This window comes from Brevibacillus parabrevis, from assembly GCF_022701015.1.
Lineage (GTDB): Bacteria > Bacillota > Bacilli > Brevibacillales > Brevibacillaceae > Brevibacillus > Brevibacillus parabrevis.
Genome location: NZ_CP064090.1, coordinates 3,137,671 through 3,164,018, shown reverse-complemented (window position 1 = coordinate 3,164,018; position 26,348 = coordinate 3,137,671). Strand labels below are relative to the sequence as shown.

At 54.5% G+C, this 26,348-nt stretch carries 21 protein-coding genes; all 21 read right to left on the bottom strand.

Annotation, left to right across the window (positions count from 1 at the left end; all coding sequences use genetic code 11):
- Nucleotides 1-17 precede the first annotated feature (17 nt).
- The 21 genes from pyrF to IRJ17_RS15025 all read right to left on the bottom strand — a co-directional run bounded on the left by pyrF (nucleotide 18) and on the right by IRJ17_RS15025 (nucleotide 26,278).
- Nucleotides 18-755 carry an orotidine-5'-phosphate decarboxylase gene (gene pyrF, locus IRJ17_RS15125; protein ID WP_122965050.1) on the bottom strand — a complete coding sequence of 246 codons (738 nt, stop codon included), beginning with the start codon at nucleotides 753-755 and terminating at the stop codon, nucleotides 18-20.
- Nucleotides 756-801: 46 nt separating this feature from the next.
- Nucleotides 802-4,017: a carbamoyl-phosphate synthase large subunit gene (carB, locus tag IRJ17_RS15120; protein ID WP_122965049.1), complete on the bottom strand. Its 3,216-nt coding sequence runs from the start codon at nucleotides 4,015-4,017 to the stop codon at nucleotides 802-804.
- Nucleotides 4,001-5,098 carry a carbamoyl phosphate synthase small subunit gene (locus tag IRJ17_RS15115; protein ID WP_122965048.1) on the bottom strand — a complete coding sequence of 366 codons (1,098 nt, stop codon included), beginning with the start codon at nucleotides 5,096-5,098 and terminating at the stop codon, nucleotides 4,001-4,003. Before IRJ17_RS15115 ends, carB begins: the two co-directional genes overlap by 17 nt.
- An 85-nt stretch (nucleotides 5,099-5,183) precedes the next feature.
- Nucleotides 5,184-6,464 carry a dihydroorotase gene (locus tag IRJ17_RS15110; RefSeq protein ID WP_242771006.1) on the bottom strand — a complete coding sequence of 427 codons (1,281 nt, stop codon included), beginning with the start codon at nucleotides 6,462-6,464 and terminating at the stop codon, nucleotides 5,184-5,186.
- Entirely contained in the window at nucleotides 6,431-7,372 is a 942-nt protein-coding gene (locus IRJ17_RS15105) for an aspartate carbamoyltransferase catalytic subunit (protein WP_122965046.1), read from the bottom strand. The genes IRJ17_RS15110 and IRJ17_RS15105 overlap by 34 nt, the downstream gene beginning before the upstream one ends.
- A gap of 173 nt (nucleotides 7,373-7,545) precedes the next feature.
- A complete protein-coding gene (locus tag IRJ17_RS15100) occupies nucleotides 7,546-8,880 on the bottom strand; it encodes a solute carrier family 23 protein (RefSeq protein WP_242771003.1) in 1,335 nt (444 codons plus the stop codon).
- Between the two features lie 153 nt (nucleotides 8,881-9,033).
- Entirely contained in the window at nucleotides 9,034-9,573 is a 540-nt protein-coding gene (gene pyrR / locus IRJ17_RS15095; RefSeq protein WP_063229922.1) for a bifunctional pyr operon transcriptional regulator/uracil phosphoribosyltransferase PyrR, read from the bottom strand.
- 214 nt (nucleotides 9,574-9,787) lie between these two features.
- Nucleotides 9,788-11,131: a TolB-like translocation protein gene (locus IRJ17_RS15090; RefSeq protein WP_242771000.1), complete on the bottom strand. Its 1,344-nt coding sequence runs from the start codon at nucleotides 11,129-11,131 to the stop codon at nucleotides 9,788-9,790.
- Nucleotides 11,132-11,234: 103 nt separating this feature from the next.
- Nucleotides 11,235-11,636: a VOC family protein gene (locus tag IRJ17_RS15085; RefSeq protein WP_122965043.1), complete on the bottom strand. Its 402-nt coding sequence runs from the start codon at nucleotides 11,634-11,636 to the stop codon at nucleotides 11,235-11,237.
- Between the two features lie 17 nt (nucleotides 11,637-11,653).
- A complete protein-coding gene (locus IRJ17_RS15080) occupies nucleotides 11,654-12,583 on the bottom strand; it encodes an RluA family pseudouridine synthase (RefSeq protein ID WP_242770998.1) in 930 nt (309 codons plus the stop codon).
- 36 nt (nucleotides 12,584-12,619) lie between these two features.
- A complete protein-coding gene (gene lspA / locus IRJ17_RS15075) occupies nucleotides 12,620-13,072 on the bottom strand; it encodes a signal peptidase II (RefSeq protein ID WP_063229926.1) in 453 nt (150 codons plus the stop codon).
- A gap of 74 nt (nucleotides 13,073-13,146) precedes the next feature.
- A complete protein-coding gene (locus tag IRJ17_RS15070) occupies nucleotides 13,147-13,788 on the bottom strand; it encodes a serine/threonine-protein kinase (RefSeq protein ID WP_173599275.1) in 642 nt (213 codons plus the stop codon).
- Nucleotides 13,789-13,951: 163 nt separating this feature from the next.
- The gene (locus IRJ17_RS15065; protein WP_122965040.1) at nucleotides 13,952-15,385 is read right to left on the bottom strand and encodes a phosphoglucomutase/phosphomannomutase family protein; all 1,434 of its coding nucleotides are present in this window, start codon (nucleotides 15,383-15,385) and stop codon (nucleotides 13,952-13,954) included.
- 11 nt (nucleotides 15,386-15,396) lie between these two features.
- Nucleotides 15,397-17,358 (bottom strand): glycoside hydrolase family 15 protein, encoded by a 1,962-nt coding sequence (locus tag IRJ17_RS15060; protein ID WP_173597052.1) that lies wholly within the window; start codon nucleotides 17,356-17,358, stop codon nucleotides 15,397-15,399.
- Nucleotides 17,359-17,403: 45 nt separating this feature from the next.
- Complete coding sequence (locus tag IRJ17_RS15055; RefSeq protein ID WP_242770996.1) at nucleotides 17,404-19,779, bottom strand: sugar phosphate nucleotidyltransferase; 2,376 nt, start codon at nucleotides 19,777-19,779, stop codon at nucleotides 17,404-17,406.
- A gap of 49 nt (nucleotides 19,780-19,828) precedes the next feature.
- Nucleotides 19,829-22,681 (bottom strand): 1,4-alpha-glucan branching protein domain-containing protein, encoded by a 2,853-nt coding sequence (locus tag IRJ17_RS15050; RefSeq protein WP_242770994.1) that lies wholly within the window; start codon nucleotides 22,679-22,681, stop codon nucleotides 19,829-19,831.
- A 14-nt stretch (nucleotides 22,682-22,695) separates the two neighbouring features.
- Nucleotides 22,696-23,340, bottom strand: a complete 645-nt coding sequence (locus tag IRJ17_RS15045) for a DUF4912 domain-containing protein (RefSeq protein WP_122965037.1) — start codon at nucleotides 23,338-23,340, stop codon at nucleotides 22,696-22,698.
- Nucleotides 23,341-23,766: 426 nt separating this feature from the next.
- Nucleotides 23,767-24,543 carry a DUF4247 domain-containing protein gene (locus IRJ17_RS15040; protein ID WP_122965035.1) on the bottom strand — a complete coding sequence of 259 codons (777 nt, stop codon included), beginning with the start codon at nucleotides 24,541-24,543 and terminating at the stop codon, nucleotides 23,767-23,769.
- A gap of 12 nt (nucleotides 24,544-24,555) precedes the next feature.
- On the bottom strand, nucleotides 24,556-25,062 hold the full coding sequence (locus IRJ17_RS15035; protein ID WP_063230429.1) for a DUF4178 domain-containing protein: 507 nt from the start codon (nucleotides 25,060-25,062) through the stop codon (nucleotides 24,556-24,558).
- A 26-nt stretch (nucleotides 25,063-25,088) separates the two neighbouring features.
- The gene (locus IRJ17_RS15030) at nucleotides 25,089-25,493 is read right to left on the bottom strand and encodes a DUF350 domain-containing protein (RefSeq protein ID WP_063230428.1); all 405 of its coding nucleotides are present in this window, start codon (nucleotides 25,491-25,493) and stop codon (nucleotides 25,089-25,091) included.
- Nucleotides 25,494-25,612: 119 nt separating this feature from the next.
- Nucleotides 25,613-26,278 (bottom strand): PspA/IM30 family protein, encoded by a 666-nt coding sequence (locus tag IRJ17_RS15025; protein ID WP_122965034.1) that lies wholly within the window; start codon nucleotides 26,276-26,278, stop codon nucleotides 25,613-25,615.
- Nucleotides 26,279-26,348: the final 70 nt, after the last annotated feature.

Genomic DNA, 26,348 nt, shown 5'->3' with positions numbered 1-26,348 from the left:
CCTTCCGGCGTGAATGCTTACGCGCGATCTGCTTCTACCGCTGCCACGATACTTTGCCAGACGCCTGCGGGATCTTTTGCCCCTGTGATGGCACGTCCGATCACGAGATAGTCGCTGCCCAGGCGGAAAGCCTGTTCCGGTGTCGTAATCCGCGTCTGATCTCCTTGATCTGTTCCCAAAGGACGGATGCCTGGCGTCACGGTTACGAAAGACTCGCCCGCTGCCTGTTTGATCATCGGCACTTCCAGTGGAGAAGCGACAACCCCGTCCAATCCGGCTTGCTTCGTCATCATGGCGTAATGCACGACGACATCTTCGACGGAGCCTGGGATCGCAAGCTCCTGGTTCATCGTCTGCATTCCTGTCGAAGTAAGCATCGTTACGCCGATCAGGAGAGGACGAGCAGCACCTGCCGCTGTCCCCAGCTCCAATCCTTCCCTCGCCGCTGCCATCATTGCCACGCCCCCGGCCGCATGCACGTTCACCATGTCAGCGCCAAGACGCGCGAGGCTTTTCATCGCCCCTTTGGCTGTATTCGGGATGTCGTGAACTTTCAAGTCCACAAACACTTTGAGCCCCTGCTCTTTCAAATAGGACACGATGGCTGGCCCTTCGGCGTACGCCAGCTCCATCCCCACTTTTACGTAGCGGATGTGCCCGGAGAGCGGCTCCAGGCACTTCTTCACTTCATCCATGGTGGAAAAGTCGAGCGCAACAATCATGCGCTCCCGAACATCTGTCAATTGCTGTTGCACACTGCTCTCCCCTTTTCTCGTCCGGTCTGCTACTCTCGAACCTCGTCTAGGATACGGTTGCTGCCACTTTCGCACCTGCGCGTTGGGCAGGCATTGCTTCTGTCGAGAACGTGATCGTTTCCAGCACATGCAGAAGGGCAGAAGCTGTGTCCAGCGAAGTCAAGCATACCGCGCCGTTCTCTACTGCTTCGCGGCGGATGCGGAAGCCGTCGCGCTGTGGCGTTTTGCCTTTTGTCAGCGTGTTGAGCACGATGTTCGCTTCGCCTGTATGGATCACGTCGAGCAGATTTGGCGTGCCTTCGGACAGTTTGTTCACGCGTGTAACCGACAAGCCTGCTTGCTCCAGATAATCAGCCGTTCCTGCCGTCGCCATCAGCTTGAAGCCGAGGTGGCGGAAACGTTTTACGATGTCGAGCGCTTCTTCCTTGTCTTTGTCTGCTACTGTTACGAGCAAGGTTCCTTGTGTCGGGATGTTCATGCCAGCAGCGACCAAGCCTTTGTACAGCGCTTTTGCCAGCGTGCTCTCCCGGCCCATGACTTCCCCGGTCGACTTCATTTCCGGGCCGAGCGTAATGTCTACGCGACGCAGCTTGGCGAAGGAGAAGACCGGAACTTTGACCGATACAACCGATTCTTCCGGATGGTAGCCCGGTGTGAAGCCTTGCTCGACGATCGAGTGGCCGAGAATCGCTTTCGTTGCGATGTTCGCCATCGGAATGCCTGTCACTTTGGAAAGGAATGGCACCGTACGGGAAGAGCGCGGATTCACCTCGATGACGTATGGGCGATCTTTGTAGATGACGAACTGGATGTTGAGCAAACCTTTGACTTGCAGCGCACGCGCCAGCTTCGTCGTCATGTCGATCAGTTCATCCTTGATCGCCTGGGAGAGCGATTGCGGCGGGTAAACCGCGATAGAGTCGCCAGAGTGAACCCCTGCGCGCTCGATGTGCTCCATGATGCCTGGGATCAGCACGTTTTCGCCATCGCAGATCGCATCGACTTCTGCCTCTACCCCGACCATGTAACGGTCGACCAATACCGGGTGATCCGGGTTGACCTTCACTGCTTTTTCCATATACTCACGAAGCTCGGCTTCGTTGTAGACGATCTCCATTGCCCGTCCGCCCAGGACGTAGGATGGACGAACCAGTACCGGGAAGCCGAGGGATTCCGCTGCGACTACCGCTTGCTCGACAGATGTTACCGTCTTGCCAGGCGGCTGCGCGATATCCAGGCTGCGCAGGAGCGCTTCGAACTTCTCGCGGTTTTCTGCCGCATCGATGTTTTCCAGGCTCGTGCCCAAAATTTTGATGCCGCGCTCGGCCAGCTTGTCAGCCAGGTTGATCGCTGTTTGTCCGCCGAACTGCACGATCACGCCTTCCGGTTTCTCGACATCGAGAATGTTCATGACGTCTTCGATGTACAGCGGCTCGAAGTACAGGCGGTCGGATGTATTGAAGTCTGTCGAAACCGTCTCCGGGTTGTTGTTGATGATGACCGCTTCATAGCCCGCTTCGCGCAAAGCCCAGACAGCATGCACGGTTGCGTAGTCAAACTCGATCCCTTGACCGATCCGGATCGGGCCGGAGCCAAGTACGACCACGCGCTTTTTGCCTGTTTCGATGCGCTCATCTTCTACCTCGTAGCTGGAGTAGTAGTAAGGCGTTTGCGCTTCAAATTCGGCTGCGCACGTATCTACCATTTTGTATACCGGAACGAAGCCTTTTTCCATGCGGAGCGCACGTACTGCTTCTTCGGTTTCGCCGCACAGCTCGGCGATTTTCCGGTCGGTGAAGCCCATCCGTTTTGCTTCGAACAGTTTGTCGGCAGTCAGTCCGTTTGCCAGCTCTTGTTCAAAAGCGATCATTTTGTGGAACTTGTGCAGGAAGAACAGGTCGATCTTCGTCAAGCTGTGCAGTTGGTCGATGGTCCAGCCGCGGCGCAGTGCTTCCGCCAGCAGGAACAGGCGCTCATCGTCGGCCTGAATCAGACGGGCTGTCAGTTCCTCTTCGGAAATCTCTCCTGCCCCTTTGATCTCGATGTGGTAGGAACCGATTTCCAGGGAGCGGATCGCCTTCATGATCGATTCTTCAAAAGTGCGTCCGATCGCCATGACTTCGCCTGTCGCTTTCATTTGCGTGCCGAGCTTGCGGTTGGCAGACTGGAACTTGTCAAACGGCCAGCGCGGGATTTTGCTCACGATGTAGTCCAGAGTCGGCTCAAAGCAAGCGTACGTCTGTCCTGTCACCGGGTTTTTCAGTTCATCCAGCGTATAGCCGATGGCGATTTTCGCTGCCATTTTCGCAATCGGGTAGCCAGTCGCTTTGGAAGCCAGCGCAGAGGAACGGCTTACGCGCGGGTTTACCTCGATGACGTAATATTGGAAGCTGTGCGGATCAAGCGCGTACTGCACGTTGCAGCCGCCTTCGATGCCGAGTGCGCGAATGATGTTCAGCGCGGAAGAGCGCAGCATTTGGTACTCGCGGTCAGCGAGCGTCTGGCTTGGCGCTACGACGATCGAGTCACCTGTGTGAACCCCTACCGGGTCGATGTTTTCCATGTTGCAGACCACGATGCAGTTGTCGTTGGCATCGCGCATGACTTCGTACTCGATTTCCTTCATTCCGGCAATGCTTTTCTCGATCAGGCACTGGGTAATCGGCGAGTATTTCAGACCGCTTGCGACGATCTCGCGGAGGCTTTCTTCGTCGTCGCAAATTCCGCCGCCTGTTCCACCCAGGGTGTAGGCTGGACGCACGATGATCGGATAACCGATTTCGTTGGCGAAATTGACCGCTTCTTCGACTGTGCTGACGATCACCGATTCAGGAACCGGCTCGCCCAGCTCGTTCATGAGTGCGCGGAACAGCTCGCGGTCTTCCGCCTGCTTGATCGATTCCAGCTTGGTGCCGAGCAGCTTCACGTTTTCTTGCTCCAAAATGCCTGCTTCTGCAAGGGCAACCGCCATGTTCAGGCCTGTTTGACCGCCAAGGGTAGGCAAAAGTCCGTCCGGCTTCTCCTGGCGGATCACGCGCGCTACAAATTCAGGCGTGATTGGCTCGATGTACACTTTGTCAGCCATGTTGGTATCAGTCATGATAGTCGCCGGGTTGGAGTTGATCAGGACAACTTCCATGCCCTCTTCTTTCAATGCTTCGCAAGCTTGCGTACCAGCGTAGTCAAATTCCGCAGCTTGCCCGATGACGATGGGACCCGATCCGATCACGAGGATTTTTTTCAAATTAGCGTGTTTTGGCATGAGTTTTTTCCTCCTTAGCGGTTTCCATCATCGCAAGAAACTGGTCGAACAAGTAGCCGGAGTCGTACGGCCCTGGAGCCGCTTCCGGGTGATACTGAACGGAGAAGGCGTTCTTCGCTTGGTTGCGCAGTCCTTCAATCGTCCCGTCATTCAGAGCGATATGGGTAACTTCCAGCTCGGTTCCCGCGAGCGAATCTTCTTTTACAGCGTAGCTGTGGTTTTGGGAAGTGATGTATGTGCGTCCCGTCGGCAGCTCTTTCACCGGATGGTTGCCGCCGCGGTGGCCGAATTTCATTTTCATCGTGTCTGCGCCGGAAGCGAGGGCGAACAGCTGATGTCCGAGACAGATGCCGAACAGCGGGTATTCTCCCAAAATGCTGCGGATCATCTCGCTTGCTTGCGGTACATCTTTCGGGTCGCCAGGGCCATTGGACAAAAGGATGCCGTCTGGCTGAATGCGGCGAATTTCTTCTGCCGTCACGTCGTACGGCACGACGACTACATCGCAGTTGCGCTTGGTCAGTTCGCGCAAGATGCCGTGCTTGGAGCCAAAGTCAACGAGTGCGACGCGATGTCCCGTCCCCGGGCAGCTGAACACGCTTTTTGTAGAGACGCGGGAAACTTGATCCGTCATCAAGGTCGTGCTGTTGAGCGCTGCCACCAGCTCGTCAAGCGGGGCTTCACTGGTCGTAATCATGCCTTTCATCGTGCCGTGGTAGCGGATTTTTCTCGTCAGCATCCGCGTGTCTACTCCGGCGATCCCCGGGATGTCGTATGTTTTCAGCAGCTCATCCAGCGTGTTGGTGTTGCGCCAGTTGCTCGGCATATCGCAATGCTCGCGGACGACGAAGCCGTGAATGTACGGACGAACAGCTTCAAAGTCGTCGCGGTTGATCCCGTAGTTCCCGATCAGCGGGTATGTCATGGTTACGATCTGCCCGCAGTAGGACGGGTCAGACAGAACTTCCTGGTATCCTGTCAGTCCTGTATTGAAAACCACTTCCCCGTAGGATTCCTTCGTCGCTCCGAACGCTGTTCCGATAAATTCTGTTCCGTCTTCCAAAATCAATCTTGCACGCATCTATGCTCCTCCTTCATTTTCGTGTAAAAGCTGCCGTCTCTCCCGTAGGTGCCCGCTCGCTTGCTAGTTGACAGGCTGAGTCGTTTTACACGCCTTGATGTACGATCTTGCCGTCTACCAGTGTTAGGATCGGCCAGCCTTTGCACGCCCATCCCGTAAACGGTGTATTGATTCCTTTGCTGGCAAAGGTTGTCGGATCAATTTTCTTTTCTGTCTCCAGGTCGATGACAGTCAAGTCTGCCACCGCGCCTACTTCCAAACGTCCGGCCGACAGTCCGAAAGCTTTCGCTGGCTGTACAGTCAACAGCTCAACCAGTCTTTGCAGCGTCAGCTCGCCTGTTTGCACCAGGTTGGTGTAAAGCAGCGGGAAAGCTGTTTCCAGACCGACGATGCCGAATGGCGCGCGAGCCATGCCGTTTGCTTTTTCTTCCTGCGTATGTGGAGCGTGGTCTGTCGCGATCATGTCGATCGTGCCGTCTTTCAGCCCGGCGATCAGCGCTGCGCGATCCTCGCGGGAACGCAGCGGCGGATTCATTTTCCAGTTCGTATCCAGATTTTCCGGGATGTCCTCGTCACACAGCAGCAAGTGGTGTGGCGTTACTTCGCAAGTGACGTTCACACCTGCACGCTTTCCGTCGCGCACGAGTCTTACAGATTCTTTTGCGCTGATGTGGCATACGTGGTAGTGCACACCTGTCTGTTCCGCGAGCAAAATGTCGCGTCCGACGTGGATGGACTCGGATTCGGACGGAATGCCAGGCAGTCCGTGGCGCGCTGCGACCACGCCGTCGTGCAAGGCTGCTCCCGGAATCAGCAGGTCTTCGTCCTCGCAGTGGGCGACAATCGAAATTCCCAGCTCAGCTGCTGCTGTCATCGCTTTTTTCATCATCGCCGTGGACTGCACGCCGACACCGTCATCTGTCAGTGCAAAAATTCCCGCTTCCTTCAAGCCTGCGAAGTCTGTCAGTTCTTTTCCCAGCTGGCGTACGGTGATCGCGCCGTAAGGAATCACGCGGGCCTTTCCGGCTGCACGCGCTTTGTCCAGGATCGAGGTCACTGTTTCCACACTGTCAATGGAAGGACGGGTATTCGGCATGCAGCAGATCGTGGTGAAGCCGCCACGCACGGCTGCTGTCGCTCCTGTCTCGATTGTTTCTTTATGTTCAAAACCCGGCTCGCGCAGGTGGACGTGGACATCAATCAATCCCGCACTGATCATTCCGCCTTTGCAATCTACCCAGTCATGACCTTCGCGCGGCAGGCTTTCTCCCATCGCTGCGATTCGTCCCTCTTCCACCAATATTTCTACCGGGATCAGTTCTCCCGCCTGATTTAGTACGTTGCCGTTGCCAAGGATGGTTCCCATTTTGTATCGCTCCCTTTCAGCAGAGTTTCCAGTACAGCCATTCTCGCTGCGACTCCATTGGTTACTTGTTTTTGGATCAAGGATGTTTCGCATTCTACCAGGTCGGTGTGAATCTCGACTCCGCGATTGACAGGAGCCGGATGCATGATGACCGCGCCTTGCTTCATCATGGTCGCCCGCTCCAGCGTCAGCCCGAATGCTTTGTGGTACTCTTCCTTGGAAGTGTAGAGCGATTCGGTGTGGCGCTCCAGCTGGACGCGGAGCATCATGACTACATCTGAAGTTTGGATCGCTTCTTCCATGCTCACTACTTTGACGCCTTGCGGGATATCCGCTGGCATCATCGCAGGCGGACCAGCCAGCAGCAGATTGATTCCCAGCTTAGGCATGGCGTGCAGGTGCGAACCGAGCACGCGGCTATGGCGCAAGTCGCCGATGATCGCCACCGTCAAGCCCTCCAGCATGCCGAACTGCTGTTTCATCGTCAGCAGGTCGAGCAGGCATTGGGTCGGATGCTCGTTTGTCCCGTCTCCGGCGTTGACCAGCTTCATGTCTACCGTCTGCGCCAGCTCCTGCAACAGCCCTTCCTTTTTCGTACGGATCACCGCAGCCTCCACGCCCATCGCTTCCAGCGTGCGGATCGTGTCATACACCGTCTCGCCTTTTACTGTAGAGGAGGTTTCCGGGATGAAGTTCAACACATGTGCGCCGAGTCTCTTTTGAGCTACTTCGAAAGAGAAGCGGGTTCTGGTGCTGGCTTCAAAGAACAGATTCGCCACGAAGCGGCCGCGCAGGATGTCTGCTTGCTCACTGGGTCTAGCCGCCCAGTATTGCGCGCGGTCCAAAAGCTGGACCAACTGTTGTTTGGACAAGTCTTTCAAGCCAATCAGGTGCGCTAGGTTGTTCATCGAAAATCCCTCCGGTTAATCTGATTTATCGAAAGAAAAAGCTTCTTGACTCACGTTACCTATAGAGAGGTAGCAGAGACAAGAAGCCGGACGGATGCCGATTTTGGGCAGCCAAAACAGCGTTCTATGCCTTGCCAGCCTCTCGGGACTGGATTTAAAGGAATGGGGAACGTTTACGCGATTTGTTTTTCGTCTTCGCGGGATGCTTCCCCCATCGCCGACTCTTTGCCAGGCAGGATGAGGTGCAGGAAGATTCCCAGGAAGGTAGAGAATGCGATATTGTCAATGGTCAGGTCGCTGAAAAGACCTCCACCTGCAAAGCTGATCTTGTATCCGCCGATCCCGGTGACGAGAATCGCAGCGGCGACAATCATGTTGCGTTTATTGGCAAAGTCTACTTTGTGTTCGACGTACATCCGCAAACCTTGTGCCGCGATAATCCCGAACAGGATAATCGACACACCGCCAAGCACCGGAGTCGGAATCGTCATCAACAGCGCGCTGATTTTGCCGATGAAGGCGAACAGGATGGCGAAGACGGCTGCCAGACCGATGACTACTTTGCTGTACACACGAGTGATGGCCAATACCCCGATGTTTTCGCCGTACGTTGTCGCTGGCGGCCCACCGATGAACGCGGCCAGCGAAGTGGCAATTCCGTCACCGAGCAAGCTGCGGTGCAGACCTGGATTTTTCATCAGGTCACGATCCATGACTTTGCTTGTTACCAACAAGTGGCCCAGATGCTCTGCCAGTGTGACGAATGCGACTGGCGCGATAACCAGTGCGGCGATCCAGGCAGATCCGTTGCCGATCACACCCATTACTTCACCGAACTTGAACGGTGGCGCAACGAACCAGTCGGCTGTAACAACCTTTTGAAAGTCAATCAGTTCCGGGTGACGAATCAGCGTGTATACATACCCTGTGATAATTCCGATCAGGATCGGGATGAGTCCGAGGAAGCCGCGCAGCATAACCGCTGCCAAAATGGTGATCAGCATCGTCACCAGAGAAATTTCGATGGAGGTCAGAGACATTTGCGACTGTCCATCTATCGTTACCTTCGTTGCCATGTCTACCGCTACACCAGCCAGGCTCAGTCCGATGACGACGATGACCGAGGCGATCACAACCGGAGGCAGCACTTTGTCAAGCCACTTGACGCCTGCCTTTTTCACAATGCCCGCGACGATGATGTACACGATCCCGGACAAGAAGCAGCCGAGCAGTGCAGTGCCTACTCCGTGCGAGGCCGTTACGGCGATGATCGGGCCGATGAAGGCGAATGATGATCCGAGATAGTTCGGAATTTTTCCTTTTGTAATCCAGAGGAACAAAAGCGTGCCGATTCCGCTGGTGAACAGCGCCGTCGCTACATCGAGCCCGGTCAGGATCGGCACCAGTACCGTAGAGCCGAACATCGCGAACAAGTGTTGAATGGATAGCGGCAGCAGCTTGGAAATCTGTGGTGTTTCGTCTACATCAACATAGTGTTTTTGGCTCATGGCCTTATTTTCCCCCTGTGTTTCATTTTCTTCCCTCGTTCATACAAAAAGCCTCTTTGTGCGGACACAAAGAGGCTAGCTTCACCATACACATGGGAAGTTTCTTGCCTCTTGTCGACCTCACGGGATCGCTGTTAAAGAGGATTCATTCAGTTAGATCAGCTGTCGGATGGACACGATGTCCATCACGTCTACTTCAGCCAGTTGCACGTCGACGATTTCCGTCCGCGCAGTCGGCAAGTTTTTCCCGACAAAGTCAGGGCGAATCGGCAGTTCGCGATGACCGCGGTCAACGAGCACAGCCAGTTGGATCATCCGCGGGCGGCCGCTGTCAATCAGAGCATCCAGCGCGGCGCGTACCGTTCTTCCGGTATAAAGCACGTCATCCACCAGAATGACTGTTTTTCCTGTAATTTGATCGGGGAGCTGCGAGCCTTGCAACACCGCATCCTCCGATTTGTGTTGCAGATCGTCGCGATAAAAGGTAATGTCCAGCTCGCCGACTGGCACTTTTACGTTCTCGATCATCTCGATTCTTTCGACCAGACGCTTTGCGAGGTAAATTCCTCTGGTCTTGATGCCTACGATGATACAGTCCTCGACACCCTTGTTTCGCTCGATAATTTCGTGGGCAATGCGAGTAAGCGCGCGGCGGATTGCCGCTTCATCCATGATGACACTTTTGTTGATCATCTCGATATCCCCTCCTCGACGGGAACAGTGGCTTTACGAAAAAAGGCTCCTTGTCAGGAGACAAGAAGCCCTCGGACAAGGAAGCCAGCTTGCGCTAGACCTCGCTTGTCATTCCGTGCCCTTGCCAGCCTCACGGGACTGGATTTAAAGGTTCCATTCGTCAAATAGGATTATGTCACGAAACAAGCCGGGTGTCAATGGAATGGCAAGAAATCTAACTATTCCAATAGACGGCGATCCACTCCGGCAAGTAATTGGCGTAATAGCCGATGTCGCCCGTGATCCCTCTGACTAGCTCGGTTTCTTTTCCGTCTGCTTGCAGGAACAAGGAGCCGTCCTCGGCGGAAGCGAGGCGCAAGAACAGGAGCTGCTTGCCGTCAGGAGATGGGGATGGATAGTAATCAGCCGTCTGCAGCGAGCCTTTCGTCAACGGCTGCTCTGCCCCGTTTGCTTCTCGCGTCCAGATACGCTGACCGGGCACCATCACCTTTTTCGGGTCAAAAGCGTACGGCGTCGCTTTTCCTCTGGAGAAAAACAACGTGTACGGCGGCTTTTGCATCCAGACGGGATACGTGTCGACACTGTCTGCCGGACTCGCCGAAACGACTTTTCCATCGCGGCTGGACAGCTTCAAGTGTTTGTTTTCCGTCGCCATCCGGTCGTTTCCGTCAATAAAAGCGAGTTGCTGGCTGTTCGCCGTCCACGCCAGCCACTGGGAGTAGGCCAAGCCTGAGCCTAGTTCGAGCGGCTTTTTCGCAGGCTGCTTCAGATTGAACAATTGGATCGGCACGCCGTCCGCAGACAAGGAAGCGGCGTTGTAGCGCACGTAATAGGCGACGAGCTGACCGTCAGGCGACACTTTCATGTTCGTCGCAGCCAGGGCGTAAATCCCATCTTCGACATTCGGCGCCTCTGCGATCGGATACGCAGCGACAGGTTTGCCCGCCAGATTTTGCAGCACCAGCTTCATCGGGCGATTTTTTCCTGCTTCCCACGAGGTCAGGATCGTTTCGCCGTCCGGCATCCAGGTGAAGTCGAAAAACGCAGCAGATGTCTCGCTCGTTGCGAGCACCTCTCCGGTTTCCCGCACTTCCTTGATGCTGAACAAAGTGCGCGGCTGTTCGGCTGTACCGACATTGACTGTGTAGGCCACCTGATTTTTCTGCGGCGACCATTTCGGCTTTCCGGTAATCGCTCTGTCATCGATTTGCACCACTTTGCTGCCATCCGCGCGAACCGCCCACAAATAGCCCGGTTCCGTATAGTTGTCGTTTCCTTTGTATTTCACAAACAACAGCCATTTGCCGTCAGCGGACCAGCCTGCGATTTCGGCAAGTCCGTCTTTGGTGATTTGCTTCGGCGCTTTGCTTTTATCCTGCCCGTCCAGCAAAAACAGATGCTGATTGCTCGTAAAAGCTACGTGCGCCGGGACGCTCACTTCCTTGTTCACTCGTTCCGGAAGCTTCACCTGTTCTTGCGCCATCGCCTGCCCGCCTGCTGCCGACAGCATGCCAAGCATCGTCAAAACAGCAGCCGCCTTACGCCACTTCCCTCTCATCTTATCCCCTCCTCGACATCGTTTGCGTCAAAAAAAACGCCAGAAGAAAGCCGTTTCGTTGCTCTCTACTAGCGTTTTCGAATCATACAGCGTTTATGTACAATCACAAGCTGGCGGGTGAAAGCAGCAAGAAGCGATTGCCGTACAAATCCTCGAAAATCGCCTCCATGCCATAAATCACTTCGACAGGCTCGCTGACGAACTTCACGCCGCGCCCGCGCAATGTTTCGTAGGTAGTGGAAAAATCGTCTGTCTCCCAGACCCACATCGGATTTTTGCCGACCGCAGCGAGCATCTCGCGGGCAATTTCCTCGCGGTGCCAGTGCGTCGGATCATGCAGGACGATTTCCACTTCCTGGCCCGGCAATCCGACCGTAAGCCAGCGCGAGCCATCGTCCATGCGCGAATCCATCCGTTTTTCAAAACCGAGCTTTTCCGTATAAAAGACGAGAGCTTCCTCGCAATCGCGAACGTACAGTGTCACATGCGCCAATCTTTTCAGCACTTGCCTTCCCCTGCCTTTTACGCTTGTCTGAGAAAATTCACGATATCGGTCAAGTCCGCTGGCATGTCCGCCTCAAACTCCATCCGTTCCTGCGTACGCGGGTGTGTGAAGCCGAGCGTCTTGGCATGCAGTGCCTGTCCGTCGATCTCCAACGTGTTTTTCGGACCGTATTTCGGATCGCCCGCCAGCGGGTATCCGATGTATTTCATATGAACGCGAATTTGATGCGTTCGGCCTGTTTCCAGCTTCAACTCTACCAATGTGTACTCCTTGAAGCGCTCCAGCACGATAAAATGCGTAATGGCCGGCTTGCTGTTCTCGAAGACGACCGCCATCTGTTGGCGGTTTTTCGGATCGCGCCCGATCGGTGCGTCAATCGTGCCCATCTCGTGCGGAATGACACCGTGGACAATCGCGACGTACGTGCGATTCACCGTGTGCTCCTTCAATTGCTCCGCCAATCCCATATGCGCCTTGTCGTTTTTGGCGACCATCAACAGTCCTGACGTGTCCTTGTCGATCCGGTGCACAATACCGGGGCGAAGCACGCCGTTAATGCCTGACAAGTCCTTGCAGTGGGCCAAAAGTCCATTCACGAGCGTCCCGCTGTAATGGCCGGGAGCAGGGTGAACCACCAGTCCGCGCGGCTTGTTGACTACCACGACATCGCTGTCTTCATACACGATTTCCAGCGGCATCGGCTCTGGCTGGATCGCCATTTCTTTTGGCGGCGGCACGCGCAGTGTGACCTCGTCCTCCGCCTGAAGCTTGTAGTTGCTCTTGATCGGCTCGCCGTTCACGGTGACGCGGCCTTCCTTGATCCATGCCTGCACCTGCGAGCGGGACCAATCTTCATTTTGCAGCGTGATGTATTTATCAATCCGCTCGGTCGCATCCTCGGGTTCAACGTTCCAATCATACCGTTCAAACAATTGCGTGTCGTTCATGTTTGTCTCCTCACAAAGTTACTTCGATCCAGGTGGTTACCGTCCGCTTTTTCTGCCTTCGAGAAAGACATCCAGCAGCAAAATACCGACACCGATCGTAATCGCCATATCAGCGACATTGAAAATCGGGAAGTTGATCAGGGTGAAATCGAGAAAATCGACGACTTGTCCGGTTGTGGCCCGATCGATGAAATTCCCGATCGCTCCGCCCAATACCATCGACAGCGCCAAAGAAGCTCGCGGCTGTTTTTTCCCGAGGCGAATCAGGGAATACACAATGCCAACTACTACAGCAATCGTAATGACAATAAAGAGCCAGCGCTGATTTTGCAGGATGCCAAAAGCCGCCCCCATGTTGCGATGCGAGGTGAGATGAAACACATCCGCGATCAACGGGATGGAATCTCCCCTCTCCATATTATTTACTACAAGGTGCTTGGTCCATTGATCAAGCGCGATAATACCTGCTGCAATCAGAAAATACAACAATGGAATGTCCTCCTTCACCTGCTTCGAGCAGCCATGCAAACACAATGTCAAATGATCATTTTACCAGAGTGCGCTCACCTGAACAAGCGCCTTGCCTTTTTGTACAGCCGATACCCTTTGCGGATTCCGTTCAGCACCCACAGGGGGACTTTCCAGCCGCGGTCTTTCATAAAAGGAAGGTAAATCTTGTAGTACGCCTTGCGCAAGTCCCGCCACTTGCTGTCCGGAACGTTCTTGTAGTAGTCCGAGACGTCAATGAGGTACCCCCGCCCTTGATCCATCAGCACATTTTTGCCGTGGACATCGTGTGGGAACAGCCCTTTTTCGCGCGCTTCGTCCAGCGCATCCTCCACATCCTCGATCACCTGTGGCAGAATGGGAATCCCAAAACGGACGCAGTCGAACAAGGAAATGCCGTTGATTCGTTTGATCACCAGATAGCCTTTGCCATAATCGTACAAGACCGGGAACGAACGAGTCTCGCCCAGCTTCTTGTACACTTCGATTTCATTCTCCCAGCCTGGCCTGCCAGGGGCATACAGCTTGATCACCACACGCGGGTAATCGGGATGGGCAAAAACCGCGGCATAATTTCCTGTCCCAACCAGCTCCCACGGATAGGGCGTGTGGACAACGACGACAGGATCATCCGGCGACTGGCTTTCTACTTTTACTTCATGCAAAAAAGCTTCCAACACTTCTTGGTCAATGCGCATAGGTCCCCATCTTTCATCTAATACCGACTTCTATAAGATGATTCTAGCAAAATGAATTTTTTTAAAAAACCCCGTACGAAAAAAAACTCGAAACAGAGTGAAAATACAAAAGAAAGAACGGCGCTGTTGGGCGTCCGTTCTTCCGCTCTTTTCTTGCTCTTTTTTATACATTAATTTCCGAAAACCAGTCGCGGATCGCTTCCTGAAGCTTGGCAAGCGCTGTCGCATTCGTCGCCTCGCAGTATATCCGCACCAGCGGCTCCGTGCCCGAAGGACGAATCAGTACCCAGTGCCCTTCCTCAAGCAGCAGCTTGATTCCGTCCATCCGGTTGATGCCTTGCACCGCGTATGGCCCGATCCGCTGCGGTGGCGTGGTGACCATCTGCTGAATCCACTTTTCTTTTTCCGCCAGGCGCATGTCGAGGCGCGTATGGAACAGCTCCCCGAACTCATCGTACACATCGCGCAAAATCTGGTCGATCTCCTTATTTTCAAAAGCGACCATCTCGGTGAGCAACAGATTGATCAGGACGCCATCTTTTTCCGGGATATGGCCGAGGATGCTGGCTCCCCCGCTTTCTTCTCCCCCGATCAGGACGTCGCCTTGGCGCATTTGCTCTCCGATGTATTTAAAGCCGACAGGAGTCTCTACCAGCTCCAGCCCGTAGTGCTCGGCCATGTGATCCAACAGGTGCGTGGTCGCAACTGTTCGCACGATCCGCCCGGTCAGCTTCCTGTTTTTCACCAGATGATGGGTCAAAAGAACAAGCACATCGTTAGGCGGTATGTAGGTGCCAAAACGGTCGACGACTCCGAAGCGGTCAGCGTCACCGTCATTCGCCAGCCCGAGTGACGCTTTGCGCTCCAGCACTTCTTTTTTCAACAGGCCAAGGTGCTTGTCGTTTGGCTCCGGCAAATCTCCGCCAAAAGCGGCGTCCGGCGTTTCCCGGATTCCCACCGTTTTGACTCCGGCTTCCGCAAGCAGCGAGCTGACGTAGCCCATTCCTGCGCCGTGCATCGCGTCCACGACGACATGCAGGGCGGAGTTGCGCAACACATCCATGTTGACCATGCGCCGCAGATGGGCCTCGTAGTGAGGTCGCAGCACAATTACTTGCAGCAGCCTGTCGCGCGCGGCATCCGACAAAGCGACTGTCTGCACTGGTTGACCGGAAGACGCGATCTCGCTGATCCACGCTTCCAGCCTCGCCGTGATCTCCGGTGTGGCTGGACCGGCGTATTCGGGAATGTATTTGATCCCGTTGTACTCGGGCGGGTTGTGGCTGGCGGTGACCATGATCGCCCCGCTGGCCGCAAAATGCTTGACTCCGAAGGCGACCGCTGGCGTAGGAGCCGCCTCGTTCACCAAATAAGAACGAATCCGGTTCGCTGCGAGCACACTGGCGATCTCCTCCGCAAACCGTCTCCCGAGAAAGCGCGTGTCATATCCGATCAAAATCGGCTGCTCCTGCTGGCCGACTTCTTTTGTGTAGCTGGCGATTGCTTGTGCGACGATGCGGACATTAGCCATCGTAAAGCCGTCCGCCACGATGTCGCGCCAGCCGTCTGTACCGAAACGGATTGCCGTCATCTCCATCTCTCCCCTCGTTAGCGCAACTCATTCACTTTTTCCAAATAGCGCAGAACAGTAGCTACGAACGTAGCGTGCGACCAGGTCAAAGGCGCAACCGATACGGGGGCACCCGAATACGGGTCAAGCTGCTCGGACAGCACGCCGCTTTGCAGCGCGTGACGCACGACCCAGGCGAGCCTGTTTTTCGGTTCCTGCAATTCGTCGAGCGATTTTGCCTTGGCGATCTCCCAGTCAGCTACCCATAGCGTGCAGATGATCCACGGATTGCCCGGCACTTTGGCAACATCGTGCGACTTTTTGAAATAGTAGTCTCCCTGATAGCGTGCGAAGCCGCCTACCTCTGTATCGACGCGCAGACTCTTTTTCACAGCCTCCATCGTGCGCTGCACGCGCGGATCGTCTACAGGGAATACATCGAGGGCAAACAGGGCGTGCAAGCTGCTCTCCACAGTGAAATCTTTTTCCACGCCACCGTCGGGCCGCACGTAAATTCCCCGCAAAAACCGTCCGATTCCCGGATCGTACAAATGCTTTTCCATCGCAGCGCGGATGCTTTTCGCCCCGTCCTCGTAACGCTTGTGTCGGCGGTCATCTCCGAACAGTTGGGCAAACCGCGCCGCCGCCATCAGCCCGGCGTACACCGTGGCACTGGTGAACGTGAAGATGCCGCGGCGCTCCTCCCACAAATCATAGCTTGGCTTGGGCAACTGCAACGCAGGATGGACGTACTCCAGCAAAAAGCGGGCAGCGGGACGAACCAGCGTCGGATACAGCGCCTGGCAGTCTTCAATCTGCTTGCCGCTCTTGTACTGCTCCCAGAGCGCGTACAGAACGAGAGCTGTTTCATCCTCCTGAATCGGCAACTGGATTTCCCCGTCGACCACGTATGGATGCCAACTGGAGCCGACAGAGCCATCCGGGTTGTACTTGTGCTGCAAGTACCCTTCCTCATTGAGTGCCTCGGCGCAAAAGCGGAAAAACGGAGCGACTGCTCCCGTATACCCCGCTTTCGCCATCGCGCTGGCAATCAGGGCACCGTCTCGCGGCCACATGTAGCTGTAGTGGTCGCGATTGAACTGGAGGATGTCGGAATCATTTGCCGCCAAAATCGCTCCGTTCTGGTCGATCTGCGTCCGCACCAGAAGCAAGCTGGTCTTGTACAGATGGACGATCTCCTGGGGCAGGTCGGCGAAGTCGCGCTCCTCCTTGTTGACCCAGCGCCTCCAGTAGACGGCGACGCGACCAAGCAGCCGGTCCGGGTCATTGTCCAGCACGTACTGATTCAGCGTCCGCACCGCGTCGTACGATTCGCCGACGCACAGCCAGTAGTACATCGTTTTTTCCTCGTGCGGCTGCAACACCATCCGAAACGAGATCGTGCTGTCCACAGAGCCTTGCGCAATCGGATTTCCCGCGAGCAGGCCGTCTTCTGCGTCTCGCCATGTTCCTTCTGCGTAGTTGAACCGCTTGATCCCGACGCTGTACTGGTTGATTCCGCCTTCCGGGGTGACCCCGTTTGCCATCATGTACACATTGCGTTTGTAGTGATACACAGTGCCGAGGCGGGGATCATACACCGCGGTGTCCCCTACCTCCGTCTCGTTCAGGCTGAAATCGTGATTGAAAAACAGCCGGAACTCGCGCACTTCATTGGCATGATTGCGAACGCACACTTTTTTCAAATAAATCGGATCGCGCTGGTGCACCCCGTCTGCGATCTGCAAGGAAACCGCCAGATGCTCATGATGGGCATGAACATCTGTGACGAGCGATTCCCGGTCGTAGCCCAGCTTGCGTGTCCAGCCGTCTTCATCGAGCCAGGAAAAGCGCCCCTGCACCCATATTCCCAGCTTGCTGAAGTGTCCGCCGACGTGATTTAATTGGCCCACATACGGATAGTACAGATCGCGCATGTGCAGCTTGTCGTCAAAATTGATCAAAAGTCTTCCGTTCCCGACGACGAGCGGTCTCGGCATGCCTTCACATCCTTCCCGTACTCAGGCTGTCGATTCCCTTTATCCTCACTGATACTCCGCAATTCGTCTCGCATAGGACGAGGCGAGTGTTGCCGCTGTCTCTGCTGTCGCTCCCTGCGAAATGACTTTGACATGCGAATCCTCGGAGTCGGGCAAAATCAGTACCCAGCCATTCGTGTCATACACTTTGATTCCGTCCACAAGCTCCAGCAGCTTGCCTTTGTTCTCTTCCAGCACTTTTCGCATCACTTTGCCTTTCGCACCCCACGGGCAAAACACCGTTTTCCGCTCCATGTGGCACGCAGGCAACAGCTCAAGCAGCAGGCTAAGCGGCTTTTCCTCCTGGGCGAGATAGGACAGGATGCTCATGAGACTATACACGGCATCGAACAAAGGATGGAAGTGATCCTCCGCCGCCACTTCCATCATGGAGCGCGGCGTCACCTTCGTTCGGATGACCTCGATCTGCAAAAGCTGCGCCAGATGTTCCAGCTCCATCGGGGCACTGACAGGAAGACCGATGCGTTGATGTCGGCCGCTGCATGCCAAAAGCTGCAACGCCAGAAGCTGTTCAGCAGAGAGCTTCGCGCCTTCTTCTGTGAACAGAGCCAGCGCTTCGCCGTTCTTATCCAGCCGAATCCCCAGATCGGCTTTCTTTTTGCTGATGCCATCCTGAATCGCGCCATACGTCACCGTCACTCCCATCTCGTGGAACAGCGGGGCGAGGAACGTGGGGAAAAAGCGGGTTTCGCTGTCGATCAGCAAGTGAAAACGCTGGCGCTGGATCGCCGTCATATCCAGCTGCTGGGCCATAGTCAGCAAGTACGCCTCCTGGACTTGATGCTCGACATGCAGCTCGCCCAAATGATGCAAGTTGCGCACGTACGTCTCCTGCCAGTAGGCATTTTCAATTTTCCGCTCCATATCACGCGTGATGGGCAGTCCTGTCTGATCGATGAACTGGATGACGATCTCTTTTTCGTCTAAGGCTTCGTTCATGAACACGTGGATGCCGCCGACGCAACCGAGGGAGCGCACACCATAGCGGATGAGCGGGGAGTTGCCGACGCCAAAATCCACCGTATCAATGCCGGAGGAGCACAAGCTCGTCATGATGCTGTGCTTGAGCAGCTGCGCAAAAGGATGCGAGCACGCGGAAAGGGCAATTTTGCTGCCGGACTTTTGCAAATAGGCGTACGCCGCAGCCAGCCGGGTGACAAACTCCGGCGTGATGTCCACGTTGGCGAGCCCTTTGATCCCGTTGTTTCCGAACAAGTTTTTCGTCTGTTTCATGCCGTAAATGAGCGAGGTCGTGACCGTTGCGCTTTCCCCCACCTCTCTGTCCGGCCAAATTTTGACGCCTGCCTTCACGACTGATTTCGCTCCGATCTGGCAATTGTCTCCGATGACGGCTCCCTCGCCTGCTTGCACGCAATCGGCGAGTCGGACATTTTTGCAAAGGGTCGTTCCGGTAATTTCCGTCTTTTTCCCGATCACGCTATTTTCCCAGAAGATCGCGCGGGAAAGCTTGCTGCCGGAAGAAACGACCGTGTTGCTGCCCAGGACCGTATAAGGCCCCACAGCTACTCCCGCTTGCAAGTGTACATTTTCACTTATATAAACCGGCCCTTCCAGACGTACCGAAGAGTCGACGCGAACGTGATTTTCCAGGTAGATGCGCGGGGCGATTTCCTGGGCTTTGATTTCCAGATTCACACGGCCATCCAGCAGATCAAACTGTGCCTGGCGGTATACTTCAAGCGAGCCAATATCCGACCAGTAGCCGCTCGCCTCATAGCCGTACAGCGGTTTTTGTTCCTGGAGGAAAAAGGGGAAAATTTCTTTGCTGAAGTCGACTTCTTTGTCTTCTTCTATATAAGAAAGCACTTCCGGTTCGCAGACGTACATCCCTGTGTTGACGGTATCGCTGAACACTTCTGCCCAGCTTGGTTTTTCCAGAAAACGATTGATCCGGCCCTGTTCATCCGTCATGACCACGCCAAATTCCAGCGGCGTCTCCACCCGGGTCAAGATGAGCGTAGCCAACGCTTCTTTTTGCTCATGAAAACGGATCGCTGCTGACAGATCCATATCGGTCAACGTATCTCCGCTGATGACGATGAACCGTTCGTCGAGAAAATCGGCGCAGTTTTTCACACTGCCCGCTGTTCCGAGCGGCGTCGTTTCTTCAAAGTACACGAGAGAAACACCGTAGCGCGAACCATCACCAAACGTATCGCGGATGACATCAGGCAAGTATTGGAGCGTGACGGCAATCTCTGTAATTCCGTGCTTCTTCAACAGATCGATCGTGTACTCCATGCAAGGCCGGTTCAAGAGTGGCACCATTGGTTTTGGAGTTTGGGACGTTAACGGACGTAGACGCGTACCTTTACCACCAGCCATAATTACTGCCTTCATCTTTTTTCCTTCCTCCTTCATCATCGTTGCGATCATGCGCTGTCAGTGTCTATTTCTCCGATAAGGCCAGGCAAGCAACGCCGAGCAATCGGTATTCCTCCATCGTCTGGATCGCCAAAGACGTCCAGTTGTAATGTTGCAAAACGTCATGTTGCGCCGTCTGCGCCATCTGCCGCCGCTTTTTCGGATCTTGCAGCAGCCAGCGCAGCTGATCGGTGAGCGATTCCGGATTTCCGGCGTACATCGTCGCTCCGTTCTCCCCATGTCTGACGATTTCACGCAGTCCGCCCGTGTCCGCTGCCAAAATCGGCACGCCCAAAGCCATCGCTTCCAGGGCCACAATGCCAAATGGCTCATACAAACTGGGAAAGACCGCGATATCAGCAAGCAAAAACAACTGATCTCGACGTGCATCATCGACAAAGCCCAGGAACTTCACGCGCTCAGCAATCCCCATCTCTTCCGCCCGCTGTTGCCACTGCCCCTGCATCGGCCCTTTGCCCGCGATGAGCAGCGTCACATGACCAAAGTCGTAGCGCAACCTGGCCATCGCTTCCAGCAAAAGGTGAACCCCTTTTTCCTGGACCAGACGCCCGACAAAAAACAGGATCGGCCCGTCGCCAATCGACAGCTCTTCGCGCAATCGATTTTGATCGAATGCTGGCGGCTGCGCCAAATCGACGCCGTTGTGAATCACCCGCAGTTTGGCTCGCGGAATGTCGAACAAACGCTGCACTTCATTCGCCATGTAGTGGCTGCAAACAATGACTCGATCCGAAGCGTGCGCAAGAGTGCGCTCGCTATTGTGAATCCGCTCTTGCAAAGGCGTATGAATCCCTTGATGCCGCCCGTGCTCCAAAGCATGGATCGTACTGACCAGCGGCAGCGAATAGCGTTCCTTGATTTCCATGGCGGCCCAGCCGACCAGCCAGTCATGAGCGTGAATCACGTCCGGTCTGACGCCGTTTTTCCACAGCTGTTCCGTCGCGTCTGACATCGCCAGATTGAGCTGGAACACCCATGACAGGAAATCTTCCTGCTCTGCCGGAATGTACGTAGGCAAACGGTGTACATGGACACCATCCATGACTTCCTCCGCCACGCTCCAATCCGATGCCCGGGTCAGGACGTGCACGGCAACACCTTGGCGAACCAGATGACGGGCGAGATCGTAGACGGCACGACCCAGTCCGCCTACCACGTTCGGCGGAAATTCCCAGGCGAGCATCAGGACAACTCCCGCAGGTTCCGCGCCTTTGCTGGCCGCTACCAGTTGATGCGATACGTTCACTCTATGCGCCTCTTTTGGCAAATAGTACGTCTCATCTATGTGGGGAAAGATCGGGAAGGCAGTCTCCATCTGTGTCAATCTCTCTGTATCCATTCGGTCTTCGCGCACCATCGCAAGCAGCTCCCGCATATTGGCGAGGTGATCATGGGTGCGACGCACAGCGTATTCGACAACGGTTTGACCATCCATGATAAACGCCCAGTCGCTGCTTTGCGCAAGCATCAGCTCTCGGCCCGCCTGTTTCAAGGCGCGGCTCGCAAGCTGGTCACGCTCTTGCTCCTGGCCCTTATGCTCGTAAAAAGCCGTCACGACCTCGATCAAATCGCGCTCCGCCTGATGCAGATGCCGATACAGCCAGCCGTTTTTTTCATTCAGCCAGACTTCTCCGTAGCCGTTGCGTCCCCAGGTCGACATCGGCAAATGCCCCAGGTCTTGTTCCTGATATTCGTCCAAGTATTCGGACGGGGTGATCAGCTTCACAATCTGGGAATCGCATGCCGTCTTGCGCAGCAAGTAGTCGAGAAATTGCGGACCCTCGTACCACCAGTGTCCAAACAGTTCAGCATCATACGTCGCGACAACGAGCGGCTTGCGGTCCATCCAGGCAACTGCCTCTTCGATTTGCCGTTCGCGGTGATAGAGGAAATGCCCCGCGTGAGAGGCTGCCTTTTCCCGTGCCCAGTCAGGTTCGTACAGCTGCTTTTCCACGTCTCGTCCGGTAATCCGGTGGTATTTCAACCCGGTATGTATACGGATTCCGGCGGGATGAATGTACGGCTCGATATAGTCCATGTCCCGGTCAAACCCGATATCCCGATAATATTCCCGGTAATCATAATCGCCCGGATAGCCGTCAAAAGTGCTCCACACCTGCTGGGATGCGACATCGTCTCTGGCGAAAGCCACCACCCCGTGCATCGTGCCGAGCGGAGCAAGCAAGCCTCTGCGCGGCTGTGGTGTCGCGTGTTCGATCGTATGGGAATCGACAAAAAAGTATTGCAGCCCCACCTCTCGGAGCAACCGATCTACCCCTGGCGTATAGCCGCATTCCGGCAGCCAAATTCCTCGCGGTCGCCTGCCCAAAATGCGTTCGTGCGTGTCCATGCCCGTACGCAGCTGTGCCAAAATCGCTTCCTCTGTCTCCACATATGGCAGAAAAGCGTGTGTCGCCGCGCATGTGATCAGCTCCAGGCAGCCGCTGTCTGCCAGACGTTTAAAGCCTTCTATCAGCCGATAATCGAGCTTGCTGCAAAATAAAGCGATAGTACGAAACTTTTCCAGGTACATCTTGGCGATACGCTGTTCAGCCGGGTTGTTTGCCGTATGTTTTACTTCTTTGCCTGCAAGCTCTACTGTTTTGGCGAGATAGGCGCGAAACCGTGTCGCGATCAGCTCGTCATCCAGCATGGACAGCAAAGTCGGGGACAGCACCATTGTCATGCGAAAGTCGATTTTGTCCGAGAGGAGCTTGTCGAAGACCATGAGCAACGGGATGTAGCATTCCAGCATCGCTTCGTACATCCAGCGCTCTTCCAGGCGATCGTCCCGGTCCCCGTGTCGTACATAAGGCATATGAGCGTGCAACACAAGGGAGAGATAACCGTTGTGCACAGTTGACACCTCACTTATTTGGATGTTTTGGAGTAGAGTGAATACGAGGAAAAGTTTTCGAACCACGCAGGCGCAGAGCGATCAGACGCTGGCTCCACCAATGGTTCGCCCCAGGCAGCTTTTGTATTTCGAGGAGTCACGACCACATCCGAGCGCAGTATCGGACAAAAGCGGCCATGCTCAAATAGACCGAAGTCGATTAAGTACGTGCGCCCTGGCAGCACATCGTTCACATACCAGGAATGCGCGTCCTCGCAGACGTAAATATCCCGGACAGAATGGGCATTTTGACCATCAAACAGCCGCTCTGTCACGTCGTACAAGCGCAGCCCTTTTTGAATCTGCCGGAAGTCTGCCTGTAGATACGATGCCACCATCCTCATCCTCGGCCATGTAATTTCCCAGTACACAAACAGCACGGTCGGACTTTGCGCCATCACCTTGACGATATCGCGTCCGTAAAAAGCTGGCAGTTGCCAATTTTCTTCTCGTCGGGATGCCAGCGATGACATCTGTCGATTCTCTGCCGATACACTCTCCACCTTCGCTCTGTCTTTTTGCAAACGATATTTCACCTGGCCTATGGTTAAGCCGCATTCTTGGGCAATTTGTGCGATGGATTTGGATTGTGCACGCAATTCAAGAATTTTTTCCAGCATCGTGATGCGCTCCTTTCCGCCAAGTTTCCCTTCCGCTATCCACTTGTCTGTCGTCTTTGTATATGTACAATGTCATCATAGCGAATGCCGCTAACAAAGACTGTCGAATGATGCATGCACATCCCTTCTTCTTTTGTCGATAAACAATCATATTTTCGTCATTGCCAAACAAAAGTCGAGAAAGCCGCTTTGGTAATCGCTTTCATCAGTCGAATGTTGCTCCGCTTTTCTCCCGCTGTTTTTCGCGTACTTTACATCTTACAAATGACAAAGGGCTTCCATACTTTGCTTTATGAAAAATTCATTACAAAACGGAACCGGGCGTGACCGTTTTGTCGATCGCAAGCAGCGCATCTCCCGCAAACTTCGCTGTCCGCTGAGCCAAACATAAAAAAACCCGCCATCTCAGCGGGTTTTGGGTGACGATTATCTGCGTTTGGTAATGCGCCCCGAGCTTCCTGCTTTTGTTCGCGGCGGTGATTTGCTTTTCGGCTTGGAAAAAATCGAGGAGCTCTTCGAGGAAACAGACGAGCCGTCGGAGGAGCGGGTAATTTTGCCTTTGCTTCCGCTAGAGGATGAGTCCTGCTTTTTAAACAGGTTGCCATCCTGACCGACTGAGCTGTCACTTTTCTTTTTGCTGTCGCTGCGCTTGAAGATGCTGCCCGTTCCTTCTTTGGTAATCGGCGGGGCAACCTTTTTCTCTGCCTCGCTCGGGACGTGATAGCTGCCGGAGGGCTTGTAAATCTCTTTGCTTGAGTAGCCCCGGTAGCTGCCTTTGTAGCTTTTCTTGTGTCCATCGAACAAATCGTCGAGAACACTCGCCAAAATGTATCCTTGCAAAAAGGATGAATCGTAGTTTTCCCGAACGTACTCCTTCGTGTCGACCTCAATCAGCGTATCGGACGGCTTCGCCTGATCTTGCTGCACATGATACAGCTCATCCGGATAGACGAGAAACATGTGTTGGTCGTCTTCTTTGGAAATCTCGTCCGGCTGCTTTTGGTCAGCAAGCTCCTGCGCTACCTCCGGCACCGTCTTGTTTTCGGCGCGATAAATGCGCGATGTCTGCCCTTTGTCCTTCGTGGAGACGGATTCAAGCGGGTAGCTCTCGCCAATTCCGGGGCTTCCGCAGCCAGCCAGCAAAAGCAGGAGCACCGCCGGAATCAGCAGGAGCTTGATCGATTTCATCCAACGGTTCGGCATGCTCACTCCTCCTTACGTTCCGCGAAGTACCTGGACATCCGCAGGTAAAACCGACTCTCCCTCGTACAGCATGAATCTGCCGTCCTGCCATTCGATCCGCAAAAGCTCGCGGCCATCGGATTGGAACTGCCAGATGTACTGATCACCGGAAGTATGGAACGGAGCTTTTCCGACGACGAGCACTCTGCCGTTGTACTGTTCTTCCAGATGATAGGTCACATCGTCCATTTCGATTGTCGTAGGCACCTCATCTACGGAATCCAGTCTGCCGTCGATGACCGTGTACAGCTGGTAAACCGTTTTTTCGCGCTCTTCGATGTATAAATAGCGGATGGTCGTTCCATCCTGCAAAGTCAGCATCGTCGCATTGCGGCTCGCATTGGTCGACTTTCCCGTTACCTGGTAGGTGACGAGCGAGACTTCCACCACGTCGCCAGGCCCTACCGTCAAAATGCTCTTTTCCGGGGCAGGCGGTTCATGCTTGGCAAATATATTTTGAATGCGCTTGAACAAACTCATCTGGTCCTACTCCTTCCTTGCCCGGTTTAGACCAGTGCGCCCAGAATCAAGGCGCCGACCAGGTGGAATGATCCCGCCACCATGGCGTGTGCGACTTTTCCTTGCTGGGTTCCACGCTCCAGATCAAGTCCGGCAAAGCTTTTCAACAAAATTTCCGCGATTTTTTGCAACAAGAGCAAAATAATAAATGAGACCACAGATGCCAACAGGGCGTTCCACAATTCATTCGAGTTCATGATCGATTGCGATAAAATATAACCTTGCGCAAACAGCTTCATGACAAACCGGGTCGTCACGGCCACGTTCCCGTTTTTGATTTCAGCCATATCCTTGTACTTCGTAAAAAGCGTGTCAATCCACATCAATACAAACAGCAAAATACCGCCTGCTCCGGTCCACACGAGCATTCCGAGCAATTGTGTCCACGACACGTCTATCCCCCCGCAGCAACTAAGATAGTAGAAAGTGCGGCTTCGCCAGCCTTTTTCGTGGCGAAGCCTGTGCTTTCTCATTCAACCTTTCAAGGAAAAAGGGGCCCCGCCGAAGCGGTTTACCCCTCGTATTTTTTCATGAGCGCTGCCAGTTCGTCTTCCACCTGCTGGTCTTTGGAGAGTTTCGCGATTTCGTCGTCGAGCGAGCTTTGTTTTTTGTACAGCTCGCCGCTTGCTTCCGCTTCCGCCTCCATCTGCAACGCTTTTTCTTCCATCCGTTTCAGCCCTGCCATCGCAGAGTTGCTGTCGAATCCAGCCATCGTCTGGTTGATCGTTTTTTGCGCTTTGGCAGCATTGACGCGAGCCACGAGTGTTTCGCGCTTGTTTTTCAGATCGGTAATCTGTTTCTTCATTTCAGCCAGCTTGTCGCGCAGCCCGTCCGCAGCCAGCTTGTTTTTCTCGTAAGCCTCTTTGTACTCAGCCATTTTTTGCTCGGCGGCTTTCTTTTCTTCGAGAGCGCGGCGGGCCAGATCGATGTTTTTCGCCTGAGCGGCCACGTGCGCTTGCTCTTCGCGCTTTTTCACCAGCGCTTCCTGCTCTTCGTACAGCACCTTGAACTTTTTCTCCAGAGCGATTTGGGCAGCAACCGCTTTTTCCGCTTCACTCAAATCCTCTTGCATATCGCGCAAATATTGATCGGTCATTTTAATTGGATCTTCCGCTTTTTCAATCAAGGCATAAAGATTGGACATAGTCAGATCGCGAAGTCTTTTAAAAATGGACATGTGATTTCCTCCCTCAATACGTGCTGGGTAATTCGGCCCACATTTGCCGAACCCTCTATACATGTATCTA

What these genes read in the sequence shown, in the direction of transcription:
- IRJ17_RS15105 (WP_122965046.1), bottom strand. Translation starts at nt 7,372, where the DNA reads ATGAACAACCTAGCGCACCTGATTGGCTTGAAAGACTTGTCCAAACAA.
- carB (WP_122965049.1), bottom strand. Translation starts at nt 4,017, where the DNA reads ATGCCAAAACACGCTAATTTGAAAAAAATCCTCGTGATCGGATCGGGT.
- IRJ17_RS15100 (WP_242771003.1), bottom strand. Translation starts at nt 8,880, where the DNA reads ATGAGCCAAAAACACTATGTTGATGTAGACGAAACACCACAGATTTCC.
- IRJ17_RS15115 (WP_122965048.1), bottom strand. Translation starts at nt 5,098, where the DNA reads ATGCGTGCAAGATTGATTTTGGAAGACGGAACAGAATTTATCGGAACA.
- IRJ17_RS15035 (WP_063230429.1), bottom strand. Translation starts at nt 25,062, where the DNA reads ATGAGTTTGTTCAAGCGCATTCAAAATATATTTGCCAAGCATGAACCG.
- IRJ17_RS15060 (WP_173597052.1), bottom strand. Translation starts at nt 17,358, where the DNA reads ATGCCGAGACCGCTCGTCGTCGGGAACGGAAGACTTTTGATCAATTTT.
- IRJ17_RS15090 (WP_242771000.1), bottom strand. Translation starts at nt 11,131, where the DNA reads ATGAGAGGGAAGTGGCGTAAGGCGGCTGCTGTTTTGACGATGCTTGGC.
- IRJ17_RS15055 (WP_242770996.1), bottom strand. Translation starts at nt 19,779, where the DNA reads ATGAAGGCAGTAATTATGGCTGGTGGTAAAGGTACGCGTCTACGTCCG.
- pyrR (WP_063229922.1), bottom strand. Translation starts at nt 9,573, where the DNA reads ATGATCAACAAAAGTGTCATCATGGATGAAGCGGCAATCCGCCGCGCG.
- IRJ17_RS15065 (WP_122965040.1), bottom strand. Translation starts at nt 15,385, where the DNA reads ATGGAGATGACGGCAATCCGTTTCGGTACAGACGGCTGGCGCGACATC.
- IRJ17_RS15045 (WP_122965037.1), bottom strand. Translation starts at nt 23,340, where the DNA reads ATGCTGGAAAAAATTCTTGAATTGCGTGCACAATCCAAATCCATCGCA.
- IRJ17_RS15080 (WP_242770998.1), bottom strand. Translation starts at nt 12,583, where the DNA reads ATGAACGACACGCAATTGTTTGAACGGTATGATTGGAACGTTGAACCC.
- IRJ17_RS15110 (WP_242771006.1), bottom strand. Translation starts at nt 6,464, where the DNA reads ATGGGAACCATCCTTGGCAACGGCAACGTACTAAATCAGGCGGGAGAA.
- IRJ17_RS15025 (WP_122965034.1), bottom strand. Translation starts at nt 26,278, where the DNA reads ATGTCCATTTTTAAAAGACTTCGCGATCTGACTATGTCCAATCTTTAT.
- IRJ17_RS15040 (WP_122965035.1), bottom strand. Translation starts at nt 24,543, where the DNA reads ATGCCGAACCGTTGGATGAAATCGATCAAGCTCCTGCTGATTCCGGCG.
- IRJ17_RS15070 (WP_173599275.1), bottom strand. Translation starts at nt 13,788, where the DNA reads ATGCGCATTGACCAAGAAGTGTTGGAAGCTTTTTTGCATGAAGTAAAA.